We start from the raw sequence: 15,283 nt of genomic DNA, 5'->3' as shown, positions 1-15,283 counted from the left end.
TCGCTTGATACATGTAAACGATACGGTGAATGTGATTGCCCAGCGTGACCAGGACTAAGGTCCCGTCCGGGTTAGGACCCTCGACCGGGCGAGATAGGGCCCTTGCCTCTGCGATTTCTCAGCTCGGGGCGGCAGGGTGGAGCCGTGGATCTGCTCGACATCGCGCGCTGGCAGTTCGGGATCACGACGGTCTACCACTTCCTGATGGTCCCGCTGACCATCGGGCTGGCGATCCTGGTCGCCGGGATGCAGACCGCGTGGTACCGCACCGGCAAGCAGCGCTATCTGAAGATGACCAAGTTCTGGGGCAAGCTGCTGCTGATCAACTTCGCCATGGGCGTGGTCACCGGCATCGTGCAGGAGTTCCAGTTCGGCATGGCCTGGAGCTCCTACTCCCGCTTCGTCGGCGACGTCTTCGGCGCGCCGCTGGCCATGGAGGGGCTGCTCGCGTTCTTCGTCGAGTCGACCTTCCTCGGCCTGTGGATCTTCGGCTGGGACCGGCTCTCCAAGGGCGTGCACCTGGCCTGCGCCTGGGCATTCTCGCTGGCAACAGTGCTGTCCGCCTACTTCATCCTGGCCGCCAACTCCTGGATGCAGCACCCGGTCGGCATCGAGCTCGTCGACGGCCGGCCCCGGCTGACCTCGATCTGGGCGGTGCTGGGCAACAACACCGTGCTCGCGGCGTTCCCGCACACCGTGTTCGGCTGCTTCGCGGTCGCCGGCTCGTTCCTGATCGGCATCGCCGCCTGGCAGATCGCCCGGCACCACCGCAAGTCCGACGCCGACGACGAGGACCGCCGCGCCTGGCACGGTTCGATGCGGCTGGGCGCGTGGGTCGCGGTGGTCGCGTTCGCCGGGCTCGCGATCTCCGGGGACGTCCAGGGCAAGCTGATGTTCCAGCAGCAGCCGATGAAGATGGCCTCCGCCGAGGCGCTGTGCCACAGCGAGGCGCCCGCGAGCTTTTCGATCTTCGCGATCGGCGACGTCACCCGCCCCGACTGCGAGAACGTCAAGAGCATCACCGTGCCCTACATCCTGTCCTACCTGGCGGAAGGCGACTTCCACAGTGAGGTCAAGGGCGTGCAGGCGCTGATCCCGGAGTACCAGGCCAAGTACGGCACGCACTACCCGGACGACCCGCGGCTGGGCTCGTTCGCCGGGCAGCCCATCGACTACGTGCCGAACCTGCCGGTGACCTACTGGGGATTCCGGTTCATGATCGGCTTTGGCGGGCTGGCGGCGTTCGGCGCGCTGGCCGTGCTTTGGCTGACCCGCAAGCGGAAGTTCCCGCCGGGCAAGTGGTGGGCGCCGCTGGCGGTGCTGAGCATCGCGCTGCCGTTCCTCGGCAACGTCGCCGGTTGGGTGTTCACCGAGATGGGCCGCCAGCCGTTCGTTGTCGTGCCCAACCCCGATCCGTCCGGCGTCGACGGCGTGTGGATGTACACCGCATCGGCCGTGTCCGCGGGCGTGCACCCCGGCGAAATGCTGACCTCGGTGCTCGTGCTGACCGCGCTGTACGGGGCGCTCGCGATCGTGGAGATCTTCCTGATTGTCCGCTATGTCCGCGGCGGCTTCGACGGGGTGATGCCGCCGAAGCCGCCAGAGGGCGAGGAGAAGTCTGGCGAAGCCCTGTCCTTCGCGTACTGAGAGGCTGCACCTGCGATGGATCTGCCCACCTTCTGGTTCTGCGTGATCGTCCTGTTCTGGCTGGGCTACCTGTTCCTGGAGGGCTTCGACTTCGGCGTCGGCATGCTGCTGCCGGTGCTGGGCCGCCGCAACGAAGAGCGGCGGGTGCTGATCAACACGATCGGCCCGGTCTGGGACGGCAACGAGGTCTGGTTGATCGTGGCGGGCGGCGCGACGTTCGCCGCCTTCCCCGGCTGGTACGCGTCCCTGTTCAGCACGGCTTACCTGCCGTTCCTGGTGCTGCTGGTCGCGCTGATCGGGCGTGGCGTGGCGTTCGAGTACCGCGGCAAGGTGGACACCGCGCGCTGGCGGCGCACCTGGGACGCGGTGATCGTGCTCGCCTCGTGGATCTCGCCGATGATCGTCGGGCTGGTGCTGTCCGCGAGCGTCTTCGGCCTGCCCCTGAACGAGCACGGGGACCGGGTCGGCGGCTGGTGGACGATCTTCACGCTGCCGAACGTGATCGGCGCGCTAGCGGTGTGCGGGTTCTCCCTGCTGCACGGTGCGGTTTTCCTGGCGCTCAAGACGGAGGGCGAGATCCGGGAGCGGGCGCGGCGGTTCGCGCTGCGGGCCGGGGTGCCGCTGCTGCTGCCGGTGATCGCGCTGGTGTTCACCGCGCAGCTCCTGGAGGGCGAGACCTGGACCTGGGTGCCGCTGGTGATCGCGTTGGTCGCGGCGTTGGCCGGGCTCGCCAGGCTGTACCGGTGGCGGGACGGCCAGGCGTTCGCGCTACAGGGCGTGGCGCTGGTCGGCGTGGTGGTGACCCTGTTCGGCGCGCTGTGGCCGAACGTGATCCCGTCCACTTTGGACCCGGCGTGGTCGTTGTCAATCGCGGAAACCGCGTCCAGCCCGTACACGCTTACCGTGATGACGTGGGTGGCGGCCTTCGGCGCCCCGGCGGTGCTGATCTACCAGGGCTGGACGTACTGGGTGTTCCGCAAGCGCATCGGCACCCAGCACATCCCACCGGCACACGTCCCCAGCGCATGACGATTTCCGCAGGTCAGGGACCGTGAGTACTTTGGGTTGCTATAGCGCCCCAAAGCGCTCACGGGCATTTACCTGCGGTGCCGAAGGCGAGCCGGAGTCGCCGCAAGCCGCGCGGGATGAGCTGGGAAGCAGCACATGACAGGGAGTTCGTGATGGGTCCGCTGGGAGCACTGCCCCGGTTGTCCGGGGCGGCCCGGCGTGCGCTTGTCGTGGCCGGGCTGCTTTCGGTCGGCAACGCCGTCGCGCTGATCGTGCAGGCCTGGGCGCTGGGCAGCGCGCTCGCGGCGGTGGTGACCCGGGGCGCGGCGCCGGACGCGATCGGTCACTACCTGGTCGTGCTGGCCGCAGCGGTGGCGGCGCGGGCCGTGCTGGGCTGGGCGACCGAAACCGTGTCCGCCCGGGCGGCGGCGGGCGCGAAGGAGGAGCTGCGCGGCCTGCTGCTGGACTCGGCGTTGCGCCGGGGGCCGGAGTGGATCCAGCAGCGCGGCCCGGCCGAGCTGACCGCGCTCGCCACGAAGGGCCTCGACTCGCTCGACGCGTACTTCACCAAATACCTGCCCGCCCTGGTGACCGCCGCGGTGGTGCCGCCGCTGGCGGGGGCCTGGATCCTGTTCTCCGACTGGGTTTCCGCGCTGGTCGTCGTGATCACCGTGCCGTTGATCCCGCTGTTCGCGTGGCTCGTCGGAAAGTACACCGAGCAGCGCACCTCGCGGGCCGCCGACGCGGTGCAGCGCCTGTCCGGCCAGCTGCTGGAGCTCATCCGGGCGCTACCTGTGCTGACGGCGTTCGGGCGGGCGCGGTCGCAAGGCGAGGTGGTCCGCCGGGTCAGCGACACGCACCGCCGCACCACGATCGCGACCCTGCGCATCGCCTTCCTGTCCGCGCTGGTCCTCGAGCTGCTCTCGTCGCTGTCGGTGGCGATGGTGGCGGTCGGCATCGGCCTGCGGCTGGTCTCCGGCGACCTCGACCTGGCGACGGGGCTGCTGGTGCTGGTCCTAGCGCCGGAGTGCTACCTGCCGCTGCGCGCGGCCGGAGCCGCCCACCACGCAAGCGAGGACGGCGTCGAAGCCGTCCGCAGGGTCGACGAGATCGTGAGCGGTCGCACCGCTTCGCGGCGAGGTGAGGGTGATGAAGCGAACGGCCCGTTCGCATCGGTAGACGACGCAAACGGTCCGTTCGCTTCGGTAGGTGGGGCGAGGGGGCCGTTCGCTTCGGAGGGGTTGGGTTCGGGCGAACGGCCTGTTGACCTCGTTCATCGGCGTGAGCGGTCCGTTCGCGCCGACAGCGCGTTGCGCGTGACCGGGCTGCGGGTGCGGCGGCGGGACGGGTTCGCGCCGGACGGGTTGAGCTTCGTCGCGCGGCCCGGCGAGATCGTGCGGTTGGAGGGCTTCGACGGGATCGGGCCGAGCGGCAGCGGGAAGTCGACGACGATGGCCGTGCTGCTCGGCTTCGCCGCCCCGAGGGAAGGCGCGATCACCTGGGGCGGCGTGGACATCGCCGAGCTCGACGCGGCCGAGCGGCGACGCCGCATCGCATGGGTGCCGCAGCGCCCAACCTTCACCGGCGGCACCGTCGCCGACGAACTCGCGATCGCCACGGCCGACCAACCCGACCTGACGGCCCACGTCGGCGAAGCGCTGTCCGAAGCGGCCGCCGCCCACCTCCGCGACCGCCGCATCGACGAACTGTCCACAGGGGAGCGTCAGCGGGTCGCGGTGGCCCGAGCCCTGCTGAGGCTGCACGGCGAAGCGACGATCCTGCTGCTCGACGAACCGACTGCGCACCTGGACGCGGCGACTGCGCACCAGGTCAACGCGGCTATCCGACGCGCCGCCGACGCGGGCGCGACCGTCGTGCTCGCGAGCCACCGCCCGGAGGCGGTCGCGACCGAACCGGAAGTAGCCACCCCGGCCGTCCCGGCCGCTCCGCCCGACCTGCCGGCGGCGACCGGCCGCATCCGCGACCTGATCACGCCGCGAACGCTCCTCGGCGTCGGCCTCGGAGCGCTATCTCTGCTCTCCGGCCTCGCGCTGACCGCGACCTCGGCCTGGCTGATCGCCCGCGCTTCGCAGCAGCCGCCGATCCTCACGCTCTCGGTCGCCGTCGTGGGCGTGCGCACCTTCGCGCTGTCGCGCGCGGTGCTCCGCTACGCGGAGCGGCTCGTCACGCATGACGCCGCCTTCCGGCTCTCCGGCCGCCTCCGGCGGCAGCTGTGGGAGGCCCTCGTGCGACTCGGGCCGGTGCGCACCGCCGGGTTGCGCCGCGGCGAGGGTGTCGCACGGCTCGTCGACGATGTCGACACCGTCCGGGACCTGGAGCCCCGCGTGATCCTCCCGCCGCTGGTCGCGACGGTCGTCGTGGTCGCTGCGGTGGTGCTCCAAACACTGGTGCTGCCCGAAGCGGGCTTGGTGCTCGCAGCTGCACTGCTCGTCGCCTTCGTGGCGAGCCCGCTCGCTGCGCTCGGGGCGGAGCGCCGCGCGACCACTGCCGTGGCCGAAGGGCGGCGCCGTGTCGCGGCTCGCGTACTCGCGCTGCTCGACGGCTCGGCGGAGCTGCTCGCCTTCGGCGCGCACACCGAGCGTCGAGCGGAACTCGCTGCCGCCGACGAGCGGCTGGCTGCCCGCGCCCGCCGCGCGGCGTTCGGCGCGGGTGCCGCGACGGCGGTGAATACGCTGCTGGTCGGCATCGCGGTGCTCGGCGGAGCCTGGTTTGGTGCGGAGGCGGTGGCCGAAGGTCGCCTGGCGCCGGAGCTCGCGCCACTGCTGGGCCTGGTGCCGCTAGCGGCGGCGGAAGCCGTCGCGTTGCTGCCGCCGGCGGCGCAGCAGTGGCAGTCGCTGCGCGCAGCGCAAGCGCGCTTGGCGCCACTGCTCGCGGCAGGGTCTGGCGAGCCGCAGGCGAGTCGTGGCCGTGCGGCGGAAGCGGCTCGGCGGGGCGGTGAGGCGGAGCTTCGGTCTGCGAGTCGTGCTGGTGGGGCGGCAGGCGAGGTGGCTTTGGGGGGCGGTGAGGCGGAGCTTCGGTCTGCGAGTCGTGCTGGTGGGGCGGCAGGCGAGGTGGCTTCGGGGAGCGGCGATGCAGGGGCCCGGTCTGCCAGTCGTGGTGCGGCGGGGTGCGGAGCGGCGCAGCGCAGCGGTGACGCGGGGCCCTCGACTGTTGGCCATAGCGGTGAGTCGAGGAGCGAAGCGACGACCGCCGGTGGCGGGGAGCTTCGCGGGGCTCCGGCCAGCGGTGCCGAATTCGTTGGTGTGCGTGGAGATTCCCGCGATACCTATCAGCGCGGTGAGGCCGAACCGAGTTCCGGTGGCGTCGAGCTGGCCGGTGCCGACGTCCGGTGGCCTGGGTCAGCGGAGTTGGCTTTGCGGGGCGTGGATCTGCGCGTGCCGGATGGGGCGCACGTCGCGGTTGTCGGGCCCTCGGGCGGCGGGAAGTCGACGTTCTTGGCGCTGCTGCTGGGGTTCCTGGGTGCCGAGCGCGGCGAGGCGCGGGTGCCGCACCGGGTGGCGTGGTGCCCGCAGGAGCCCCAGTTGGTCTCGACGACCATCCGGGAGAACCTGCGGCTCGCCGCGCCGCGCGCGAGCGACCAGGAGCTCGGCGAGGCGCTCCGGCTGGCGGGACTGCCGGGCTGGGACGAGCGGTTGGACGAGCTGGTCGGCAGCGGCGGAGCGGCCCTGTCCGGCGGCGAGGCGCAGCGCCTCGCACTGGCACGAGCCCTGCTGTTCGCGGGTGCGGACCTGATGCTGCTCGACGAGCCGACCGCGCACCTGGACGTGCCGACGGCGGAGGAGCTGCTCGTCCGCCTCCGCAGCGAGCTGCGGGGACGCACGGTCGTCCACGTGACGCACCGCTGGTCGGAGACCGAGCACGCCGACATCGTCCTGCGAGTCGAGGGCGGCGAAATCACGGTCGTCCGCAACAACCAACGCGAGGAAGCGCTCTCGTGAACGCCGTCCGCGTGCCGTCGCCGCTCCTCGACCGGCAGCCCCGAGGCGCACCGTTGGAGCAGCGAAAACGCAGGCCCGCCAACCCTGGGCAAGGCAGGGGCTGGGATGCGGCAGCCCAAAGCACGCGATGCGCCGGATCGCAGGGCGCCATGGCGCGCGGCCAAGGCACGACGAGCCATGCCGTCGCGGGCAGAGTCCTTCGCCCGATCGGCCTTGCAGAAATCAGCGCCGTGATCGGTCGCGCGGACCGGGCCGCCGGGACCGCGAGGTGCGGCGATTTCGCGCGAAATCGCCGCGATCGGCATGGGGGCTGCTAGCCGGAGGTAGCGGGATGCGCTGTGAGCTGCGTCGTTCGGAGCCGACTTCGCGCCCGCGGGAGCTATAGCCTCGTGCATGTCATGGATTCCACCCTCGCCAGGCGCATGCTGGCAGCGTCCACCGAGATCACCCGGGCTGCGCTGTCCGCGGAGGATCCGGACGCCGTCCTCCCGCTGGTCGTCCGCCGCGCCGCCGAACTGGCGGAGGCCGACTTAGGCGTCGTCACGGTGCGCGCCGACGACGGCCGCCTGACCGTCGAAGCCGCCTACGGCGCGCCCACCGCGATCGGCCCGCTCGCCGACCCGGTCGGCACCGTCCTGTCGTCGCGTTCGGCGGCGGCGCGGGTCGCCCGCAGCGGCGTGCCGGTCGTCGTCGACGACCTGATCGACGATCCGCTGACGGCCCCGTACGTGCCGGCCTCGCTGCGGGTTTACGGCCCGTTCGCCGTCGCGCCCTTTGGTACCCGCGAGCGGCGGCTCGGCGCGCTGGCCGTCTACCGGCGGCGCGGTGCCAGCACTTTCACCAGGGTCGCCGTGGACGTGCTGACCTCGTTCGCGGCTCAAGCCGGTCTCGCGCTGGTGCTCGCGGAGGGCTCCACGGCGCGCCAGCGCATCGCGGTCTATCAGGAGCGGGAGCGCATCGCGCGCGACCTGCACGACGTGATCGTGCAGCGGCTCTACGCCACCGGCGTGCAGCTGGAGGTCCTGGAGCGGCGGCTGTCGGGCCGGCTCGACATCGCCGACGCGGCCCGGCTGTCCGAGACGATGGAGCAGATCGACCAGGCGATCGCCGAGGTCCGGGCCACCGCCCGCACGCTTCGCTCCGCGGACCCGGAAATCCCCGCGCACGCGCCGTTGCTCGACGACTCGATGCGCTCCGAGGTGCAGATCGCCGGGGAGCTGATGGGGCGCCCGCCGCGGCTGGAGATCGACGGGGACTTCAGCGACGTGCCGGTGCCGGTGGCCGACCACGCCCGCGCCGCGCTCCGCGAAGCGCTGTCCAACGTGGTCCGGCACGCCGGGGCGCAGACCGTGCTGGTGCGGGTGCGGCGCTTGGATTCGGGGCTGCTGCTGCAGGTCGTGGACGACGGCTGCGGAATTCCGCGCGACGTGAGCAAACGTGGCCTCCGCAACCTCGAAGAGCGCGCGGTCGCGGCGGGCGGCCGCTGCGTGATCACGTCCTCCCCGGATAGCGGCACCACGGTCACCTGGGAAGTCCCGCTCTCCAGCAGCGCCTGAACCAACGTCAGATCTGAAACCCGACCAGCTCCGTCCGCCGCCCACCCGTGAGTACTTTTCGGCGCCGCGGAAGCTGTTCTGGAAGTGGTCGTCCAGGGGCGTGGGTAGGGTGGGCTCTTGTCTTTGCAACGGCGCAGCCGCTTGGCCCACACACGCAACCGGCACCCGTCGCGGGTTCTCAGCGTCGTCTGGCGAGGCCAGTCCCCGGCGTGGTGAATTGGCTCATGAGTCGGGGATCCTGGAGTTCAGGCGGCTTCTGAGGTTCCGCTTCCCGCACCGCCACGCAGGACGAGTCTGGAAACCGTCTTGCTCAGCTCTGGCTTTGGCGGCGGGCGACCCAGGCGGCGGCTTGGGTGCGGCGCTCCATGCCGAGCTTGGCCAGCACCGAGGTCACGTAGTTCTTGACCGTCTTCTCCGCCAGGAACAGCCGCTCGGCGATCTGCCGGTTCGTCAGCCCCTCGCCGATCAGCTCCAGCACCTTGCGCTCCCGCTCGGTCAGGGCGGCGAGCTCGTCCGGCTCGGGACTGGTGGACTGGCGCAACCTCGCCAGGACCCGGCCGGTAGTGATCGGATCTAGCAGCGAATTCCCGGCCGCGACCTCGCGCACCGCGTTGACCAGGTCCTGCCCGCGCACCTGCTTCAGCAGATAGCCGGACGCACCGGCGTTGATCGCGCCGACCAGCGCCTGCTCGTCGTCGAAGGCCGTGAGCACCAGGCAGTACGGCGGCTGGGGCAGCTCGCGCAACCTGCGGCACAGCTCCAGCCCGTCGCCGTCGGGCAGCCGCATGTCGATGACCGCGACGTCGGGTTCGGTCGCCTGCGCGCGCACCAACGCTTCGCCGACGCCGCCGGCCTCCGCGACGATCACCACGTCTTCCTCGGTGTCCAGCAGGTCGCGGAGCCCGCGCCGGACCACCTCATGATCATCGACTAGCAGCACCCTCACTGGCACCAGCACCACGCTACGTACGTGCTCGGCGGCGGATGCGCTGAGGGTCGCCTGACGACCGGGTTACTTCCGGACCTTCGCCGCGCCCTTGACCGCGCCGACGCTGTGGTGGGTGTGCTTGGCGACCTTGCGCGCGCGGCGCTTGGCCCGGTAGCCGACGGACGGCTTGCCGCCCGTGTCGACCGCGGTGATCAGCAAGCCGCCGAGCAGCCCGATGTTCTTGAGGAAGTGAATCTGCTGGTTGGCCCGCTCCTGTGGATTGTCGATCTCCCAGAACGCGTGCGCCGCCAGCGTGGTCGGCACGGTGCTGCCGGCGAGCAGCAGTGCGGCCAGCCGCGGGAATTTGCCGAGCGCCAGCAGGGCTCCGGCCCCGATCTTCACCACGCCGTCGATGCGCACCAGCGTTTCCGGATCGGTCGGGAACCGTTCCGGCAGCGAGTCCTTGAGCGGCGCCGTGGTCTTCTCCAGCAGCGGGGCGGCCGCCTTGGCGTGGGTCGGCGCATCGCGCAACGCCCCGATCCCGCCGTAGATGTAGGTCGCGGCGAGCATCGGCCGGGCCAAACGGCGAATGAGCATCTGGGGACCTCCTCGGTGGTCGGCCGGTGTGCCCGACGGTACTCATTTCGGCCTCGGCCCGCTTGATCACCTGAACTTGCGCCAGACAGGCTCAACTTTCATCCGTCCAGTGGAAACAAGAATGGTTCCAAGTCCGTTGGAAGGGGTAAATGGCCTGGAGCGCAGGGCTCGGGCTGAGAACCCGGGAGGGATTGCACGATGACGCTGGTTCGCCGGTCCACGTGGGACCCGTTCAACAGCCTGGTCCGGCAGTTCGACCGCGACCTCGACTTCTTCGGCCGCCGGTTCTTCGCCGCCCCGAACGGGGCCGGTTTCGTGCCCGCCGCCGACGTCGAGCGCGACGGTGCGGACGTGGTGATCAAGCTGGATCTGCCCGGAGTGGACATCGCCGAGGACGTCAACGTCGAGGTCGCGGACGGCCGGCTGGTCATCAGCGGTCAGCGCAACAGCGACGAGACCCGCGAGGTGGACAACGCCGTGCTGCGGGAGGTCCGCAGGGGCTCCTTCCGCCGCGAGTTCGACCTGCCCGAAGAGGTTACTGACAGTTCCGGAGCCTGTGTCAATGTGTGACAGAGCGTGTGCTGACCGAGCGAAAGCCAAGCCCGGTCAGCGGTTTTCCTGCGGCGGCAGGTGAAACACGTCAGGTACCGCGAGTTGCGTGGGAACCGGCCGCAAGGCCAAACGCACGTGGAGACCGTGTCAGACCAGCGTTCGTGCTGGCAGTGGTCGAGGAAGCGTGAAGGCCACCAGTCTTCCTGATGGTCAACGCAGGTGGCGCAAGTCATCTGCTCACGGAACGTTTTGACACGTTTCGTGAACGGTTGGTGCCGACCAGGTCGAGGCCGACTACGACCGAGGGCGTGCTTCGCGTGTGCGTGCGCGACATCAACAAGCCGGCCGCGGGCCCGGCCAAGATCGAAATCCGCAGCGGCGCCCCGGAGGAGAACTGACAGAACGGCGTGGGGCCCGCCGAGTGCGGACCCCACCCGGGCAATTCGGCATAATCGGCCGTGCCCAAAACTCGAACGTGGCGAGTCGACATCCACAACGACGATGTGACTTCGATGCTCGTGGTCGTTCACGTGCTCCACCGGTTGTGCGGGTTGTCGCTGGCTGACGCGGGTGAGCTCGCCGCCCATGCGCACCAGCACGGTGCGGCCGCTGTCCGCGAGTTCGCCGATCAGGCGACCGCGGAGGCGCTCGCCGTTGGTCTGCAACGCCACGGACTGCGCACGACGATCCGGAAAGCCCGCAACCGCGTGGAACAACACCGCGAGGATCCGGAGCCGGTGCTCACCGTGGACGACGAGGACTTCTTCGAAGCGAGGTCGACCTCCGATGGCGTGGTCGTGCAGATGTCGGGCAATGTCGCCGAAACGCTCGCGCATCACGCCGAACAGCTCATCCACCTGCTGGGATCCGGCGTTGCCGAGCCGGCCCGGGCGGGCGTTCTCCGCCGCGCCGCGTCGGCGGACCTCCTGGGCAGGATGTTTCCCGACACCTACCGGGAGCGCGCCGAATCGGCCGCATTCCGGCAACGACACCGTGCCGCGCTGCAGGGCACGGCTGCGGCCCGACGGGTCCACGCCCGATGCGTCGGCGGCACCGAACACGTCCTGCCCCGCGGTGACGTGACGGACTGGTTGACCACGTTCGGCCTCGCGAAGCTGATGTCGTTGCCGCGCGAATACGCCCGGTTCAAGCCAGCCGACCCCGGGCTCGCGGGCGCATGGCTGACCCACGTCCAGGAAAAGCTGATCTTGGCGGCAGAGCCCGGCTACACCACGCCTCGGGCGCTCGGCTGACCGGTCTCAGAGGTCGACGCGGGCGAAGATCTCGTCCCACGCCGCCGCGACCTGGCGTGCGCACAGTTCCGGGGCGGCCCCACCGGTGCCCGTGCCCAGGCCGGGCATCGCGACAGTCCGGACCACTTGGTGGACCGGGGTGCCGTTCTCCAGGACACCGCTGGCCCAGAGCCGCAGCACGGCTCGCGCCGCGAGGTAGGGGTGGACCGTGTCGGCGGGGAGCTGCTCGCCGGGTTCCCGCATCGTGGGAGCGCTGATCAGCCAGATCGGGTTCGGCGCTCCGGTGGGCACCAGCAGCGCTTCGCCGACCGGCAGCTCGCCGCCGTGGTACGCCAGCACCGCGCTGCGGACCTGCTCCTCCACCTCGGGGAAGGCTCGCGCGTACACCGCGTCGATGCCGCCCCGCATCCAGCCGTAGGAGTTCGCCGGGCTCACCACCGCGTCGACCCGCAGGTCGAGCACCGAACCCCGGTGAAGGGCGAGGCCGGCTCGGCCGTCGGCGATCTCTTGCCAAGCGGCGGCCAGCGGCTCGTCCAACGCGCACAGGACGAGCTGCAGCTCCGGCTCCGCTCCATCCGCTGAGCGCCCCGAATCTGCGGTCACGCCCCACAGCATCGCAGGAATGTGTGACGCGGTGGCATTGGGTAGGTCACACATTCGCCGATTCGTCGGAGCGCGGACCCGCCGCTCGGAACGTCCCACCGTCGAATGGACGCCCCGCGCCCGCGCGCCCGGACGAACGGCAGCCCGCCTTCCGGCCGCCGAGGTTGCGCCGTCGGCACCGCTACGCGCGGCGGACACGGCCCCTCTTAGTCTGGGCGGGTGCCACAAATCGCGTACCTTGGCCCGCCGGGCACCTTCACCGAACAGGCCACCCGGCGGCTGACCGGGGATTTCGACGCCGAACTCGTGCCGTACGAGACCGTGCCGCTGGCGCTCACAGCGGTGCGCTCCGGTGCGGTGCTGGCCGCCGGGGTACCGGTGGAAAACTCCGTCGAAGGCTCGGTGGCCGCCACGCTGGACGCGTTGACCACCGACGAGCCGCTGGTCGCGGTGCAGGAAGTCGTGCTGCCGGTGCAGTTCGACCTGCTGGGTCGGCCCGGCATCGCGATGTCTGAGATCAGTACCGTGGCGAGCCACCCGCACGCCCTCGCCCAGGTCCGCGGCTGGTTGGCCGAGAACCTGCCGGGCGCCAGCGTCTGCGCGACCAGTTCCACCGCCGCGGGGGCCGCCGCGGTGGCGGCCGGGGAGTTCAACGCGGCGATTTCCGCGCCGGTGGCCATCGAGCACTACCCGTCGCTGGTGCGGCTCGCCGGCGGCATCGCCGACGTGCGCGATGCGGTCACTCGCTTCCTGCTGGTCCGCCGCCCCGGCGCGCTGCCGGACCCGACCGGCGCGGACCGGACCTCGGTGTGCGCGGTGATCAGCGACGAGGTCGGCACGCTGGCTGAGATTCTGGCCGAGTTGTCGCTGCGCGGCATCAATCTCAGCCGCATCGAATCCCGGCCGTTGCGGGAGCGGTTCGGCGAGTACCGGTTCTTCCTCGACTTCGACGGGCACGTCGCGGACGCGCGGATCGGCGACGCGTTGACCGCGCTGCGCCGCCGCTGCAGCACCGTGCTGTTCCTCGGGTCCTACCCGAAGGCGGACCGCTCGCCGGCCAGCGTGCGCCCATCCGCCTCGGAGCAGGCGTTCGAGGTTTCGGCGAAGTGGCTCGAAGACATTCGCGCGGGACGGTTGGCATGATCGATTTCGGGTTCGAGCTGGAGGCGCCCACCGGATTGCGCCTGATCCTGGCCCGCCACGGGCAGACCCCGGCCAACGTGCGGCAGGAACTCGACACCTTGCCGCCCGGCCCCGGCCTGACCGAGCTGGGCGAGCGGCAGGCGGCGCGGTTGGCCGAGCGGCTGGCCGAGGAGAAGATCATCTCGATCCACGCGAGCCGCGCCCTGCGTGCGCAGCAGACGGCGCAGCCGTTGGCGCAGCGGCACCGGCTGCCGGTCGAGATCGTCGAAGGAACGCACGAGATCTACGTCGGGGAGCTGGAGGGGCGCGGCGACTCGGAGGCGCTGCGGGTTTTCGACGACGTCTACGAGAGCTGGCATGAGGGGCGGATCGACATCCCGATGCCCGACGGGGAAACCGGCCGCGAGGCGCTGACCCGGTTCGTCGGCGGTGCGCGCAGCGCCATCGACGGCGCGGGTGACGGCGCGGTGGCGCTGGTCAGCCACGGCGCGATGCTGCGGCTCGTGGCGTGCGCCATCGCCGCTAACGTCGACGCAGCCCACGCCAACGCGAGGCATCTGCCGAACACGGGCGTGATCGTCCTCGAAGCCGACCCCGACGTCCGCACGGGCTGGCGCTGCCTCTCCTGGGACGGCCTCGACACCCCCTGATCTGCAGTCTCACCTGACCACAGTTTCCGGTGTCGTTGCCGGTTCAGCCCCAGCCCAGGGCGTGGAGCTTTTCGTCGTCTATGCCGAAGTGGTGGGCGATTTCGTGCACCACCGTTACCGCGACTTCGTCGACCACTTCTTCCTCGTCCGCGCACATGTCCAGCAGCGGCTCGCGGTAGATCGTGATCCGGTCCGGCAGCACCCCGCTGTAGGTGCTGTCCCGCTCGGTCAGCGCGATGCCCTCGTACAGCCCCAGCAGCGACGGGTCCTCGGGGTTGGTGTCCTCCACCAGCACCACGACGTTGTTCATCGCGGCCGCGAATTCCGCGGGCAGCAGATCGAGGGCGTCGGCCACGAGTTCCTCGAACCGGGCGCGGGTCATCTCCACCGGCATGAACCCGTTCTACCGCACTCGGCAGGCGTCAGCGGGGCTCCGTCGCGGGCACGCCCGGCTCGTTCGGGGCCGCGTCCTTCGGTGCCGGCTCCTTGCCGACCTGCACCTCGCCCTTGACGCTGCCGGTCACCGGCGCGAGCCCGCTGCCGTCCGGCAGCTGCGCGCTGACCTTGCAGTTGACCTGCCGCGAACCGGCGTCCCAGCTCTCCGGCGCCAGCGTGTCCCAGTAGGGGACCAGGCCCTTGTCCTTGGCGACCGTCGGGCCGCCCGCAAAGTTGTCGGTCAGCTCCGCGCACTTGGTCGCGAGGAAGCCGTCCTGGTCCGTCTCCGACGGGTAGCCACCAGGGAACTGCTCGCCGAGGTCGACCTGGCCGGTGATCTCCACCGAGTGCGGCCGGGCGCAGTCCACCGGGTCCCACACCGCCGTGCCGTTGATGCCCAGGCAGCGGCCGACCGGGTAGACGTTGGACTGGTCCATCTGGGCCGCGCTGCCGGTGATCGGGTAGAGCTTGCCGGACGGTCCGGGCTGCTGGATGCCGCAGTGCAGCGTCCGGTCGCCGTCGGCCCAGCCATCCTCGCTCGGGGTGAACGCGCCCACGCTGAACCGGCCGTGCGGGTCGAACTGGTTGGACAGGAAGCCCTTCGACACGTCGGTGCAGCGCTGCTGCTTGATCTGCTGCCACTGCTCGGTGTCCGGGAACGGGGCGGTGTCGCCGAACTCGCCGCGCAGCTCCGAGCTGCCGGTGACCTGGAAGAGGTGGGGTTCGGCACAGGTGACGTTCCTGATATCGCCGGCGTCGGGGTCGTTCCAGTTCAGGCAGTCGCCCGCCTTGGCATCGAACACCGCCTCCGGCGCCGGGGCCGAACCGATCTGGCCGGAGCCGCCGACCCCGCGGCCGCCGACCCCGGGACCGCCGCCGGTGGGCCAGTTCAGCACCGCGCTGACCACGAGGATCAGCAGGGCGCCGATGGCAGCCGAGATCATCACGATCC

General features: G+C 70.9%; 13 protein-coding genes. 8 read left to right on the top strand and 5 right to left on the bottom strand.

The window, feature by feature from the left end; all coding sequences use genetic code 11:
• The first annotated feature begins 144 nt into the window (after positions 1 to 144).
• The 4 genes from DL519_RS29630 (at position 145) to DL519_RS29615 (ending at position 8,170) form a co-directional block, all read left to right on the top strand.
• A complete protein-coding gene (locus tag DL519_RS29630; protein ID WP_190819649.1) occupies positions 145 to 1,647 on the top strand; it encodes a cytochrome ubiquinol oxidase subunit I in 1,503 nt (500 codons plus the stop codon).
• Between the two features lie 15 nt (positions 1,648 to 1,662).
• Complete coding sequence (gene cydB / locus DL519_RS29625) at positions 1,663 to 2,676, top strand: cytochrome d ubiquinol oxidase subunit II (RefSeq protein ID WP_190819647.1); 1,014 nt, start codon at positions 1,663 to 1,665, stop codon at positions 2,674 to 2,676.
• A gap of 152 nt (positions 2,677 to 2,828) precedes the next feature.
• Entirely contained in the window at positions 2,829 to 6,614 is a 3,786-nt protein-coding gene (gene cydD, locus DL519_RS29620) for a thiol reductant ABC exporter subunit CydD (RefSeq protein ID WP_190819645.1), read from the top strand.
• Positions 6,615 to 7,012: 398 nt separating this feature from the next.
• Complete coding sequence (locus DL519_RS29615; RefSeq protein WP_190819643.1) at positions 7,013 to 8,170, top strand: GAF domain-containing sensor histidine kinase; 1,158 nt, start codon at positions 7,013 to 7,015, stop codon at positions 8,168 to 8,170.
• A 310-nt stretch (positions 8,171 to 8,480) separates the two neighbouring features.
• Here DL519_RS29615 and DL519_RS29610 read toward each other — a convergent pair whose 3' ends face one another.
• Positions 8,481 to 9,122: a response regulator gene (locus DL519_RS29610; RefSeq protein ID WP_190819641.1), complete on the bottom strand. Its 642-nt coding sequence runs from the start codon at positions 9,120 to 9,122 to the stop codon at positions 8,481 to 8,483.
• 60 nt (positions 9,123 to 9,182) lie between these two features.
• Positions 9,183 to 9,695 (bottom strand): DoxX family protein, encoded by a 513-nt coding sequence (locus DL519_RS29605; RefSeq protein ID WP_190819639.1) that lies wholly within the window; start codon positions 9,693 to 9,695, stop codon positions 9,183 to 9,185.
• Between the two features lie 198 nt (positions 9,696 to 9,893).
• Here DL519_RS29605 and DL519_RS29600 point away from each other — a divergent pair, with 198 nt between their 5' ends.
• Entirely contained in the window at positions 9,894 to 10,265 is a 372-nt protein-coding gene (locus DL519_RS29600; RefSeq protein ID WP_223839713.1) for an Hsp20/alpha crystallin family protein, read from the top strand.
• A 494-nt stretch (positions 10,266 to 10,759) separates the two neighbouring features.
• On the top strand, positions 10,760 to 11,500 hold the full coding sequence (locus DL519_RS29595) for a DUF2017 family protein (protein ID WP_397544987.1): 741 nt from the start codon (positions 10,760 to 10,762) through the stop codon (positions 11,498 to 11,500).
• 6 nt (positions 11,501 to 11,506) lie between these two features.
• On the opposite strand, the gene DL519_RS29590 is transcribed toward DL519_RS29595, so the two are convergent.
• Positions 11,507 to 12,115, bottom strand: coding sequence for a macro domain-containing protein (locus DL519_RS29590; protein WP_223839712.1), 609 nt, complete (start codon positions 12,113 to 12,115; stop codon positions 11,507 to 11,509).
• A 207-nt stretch (positions 12,116 to 12,322) separates the two neighbouring features.
• On the opposite strand from DL519_RS29590, the gene pheA reads away from it, so the two are divergent.
• Together pheA and DL519_RS29580 are read left to right on the top strand one after the other, a co-directional pair.
• On the top strand, positions 12,323 to 13,246 hold the full coding sequence (pheA, locus tag DL519_RS29585) for a prephenate dehydratase (RefSeq protein WP_190819634.1): 924 nt from the start codon (positions 12,323 to 12,325) through the stop codon (positions 13,244 to 13,246).
• A complete protein-coding gene (locus DL519_RS29580; RefSeq protein ID WP_223839711.1) occupies positions 13,243 to 13,896 on the top strand; it encodes a histidine phosphatase family protein in 654 nt (217 codons plus the stop codon). Before pheA ends, DL519_RS29580 begins: the two co-directional genes overlap by 4 nt.
• A 43-nt stretch (positions 13,897 to 13,939) precedes the next feature.
• On the opposite strand, the gene DL519_RS29575 is transcribed toward DL519_RS29580, so the two are convergent.
• Both DL519_RS29575 and DL519_RS29570 read right to left on the bottom strand, forming a co-directional pair.
• On the bottom strand, positions 13,940 to 14,290 hold the full coding sequence (locus tag DL519_RS29575; RefSeq protein ID WP_168586054.1) for a metallopeptidase family protein: 351 nt from the start codon (positions 14,288 to 14,290) through the stop codon (positions 13,940 to 13,942).
• Positions 14,291 to 14,318: 28 nt separating this feature from the next.
• Positions 14,319 to 15,275, bottom strand: a complete 957-nt coding sequence (locus tag DL519_RS29570) for a septum formation family protein (RefSeq protein ID WP_223839709.1) — start codon at positions 15,273 to 15,275, stop codon at positions 14,319 to 14,321.
• Positions 15,276 to 15,283: the final 8 nt, after the last annotated feature.

The organism is Saccharopolyspora pogona, assembly GCF_014697215.1.
Lineage (GTDB): Bacteria > Actinomycetota > Actinomycetes > Mycobacteriales > Pseudonocardiaceae > Saccharopolyspora > Saccharopolyspora hattusasensis.
The sequence above is the reverse complement of the archived record's forward strand: the minus strand, read 5'-3'. Positions and strand labels throughout refer to the sequence as shown.

Bases quoted from the DNA above. Each gene is read 5' to 3' on its own strand.
- DL519_RS29580 (WP_223839711.1), top strand. From the start codon at position 13,243: ATGATCGATTTCGGGTTCGAGCTGGAGGCGCCCACCGGATTGCGCCTG.
- DL519_RS29595 (WP_397544987.1), top strand. From the start codon at position 10,760: ATGCTCGTGGTCGTTCACGTGCTCCACCGGTTGTGCGGGTTGTCGCTG.
- DL519_RS29605 (WP_190819639.1), bottom strand. From the start codon at position 9,695: ATGCTCATTCGCCGTTTGGCCCGGCCGATGCTCGCCGCGACCTACATC.
- DL519_RS29575 (WP_168586054.1), bottom strand. From the start codon at position 14,290: ATGCCGGTGGAGATGACCCGCGCCCGGTTCGAGGAACTCGTGGCCGAC.
- cydB (WP_190819647.1), top strand. From the start codon at position 1,663: ATGGATCTGCCCACCTTCTGGTTCTGCGTGATCGTCCTGTTCTGGCTG.
- DL519_RS29615 (WP_190819643.1), top strand. From the start codon at position 7,013: ATGGATTCCACCCTCGCCAGGCGCATGCTGGCAGCGTCCACCGAGATC.
- cydD (WP_190819645.1), top strand. From the start codon at position 2,829: ATGGGTCCGCTGGGAGCACTGCCCCGGTTGTCCGGGGCGGCCCGGCGT.
- DL519_RS29590 (WP_223839712.1), bottom strand. From the start codon at position 12,115: ATGCTGTGGGGCGTGACCGCAGATTCGGGGCGCTCAGCGGATGGAGCG.
- DL519_RS29570 (WP_223839709.1), bottom strand. From the start codon at position 15,275: ATGATCTCGGCTGCCATCGGCGCCCTGCTGATCCTCGTGGTCAGCGCG.
- DL519_RS29600 (WP_223839713.1), top strand. From the start codon at position 9,894: ATGACGCTGGTTCGCCGGTCCACGTGGGACCCGTTCAACAGCCTGGTC.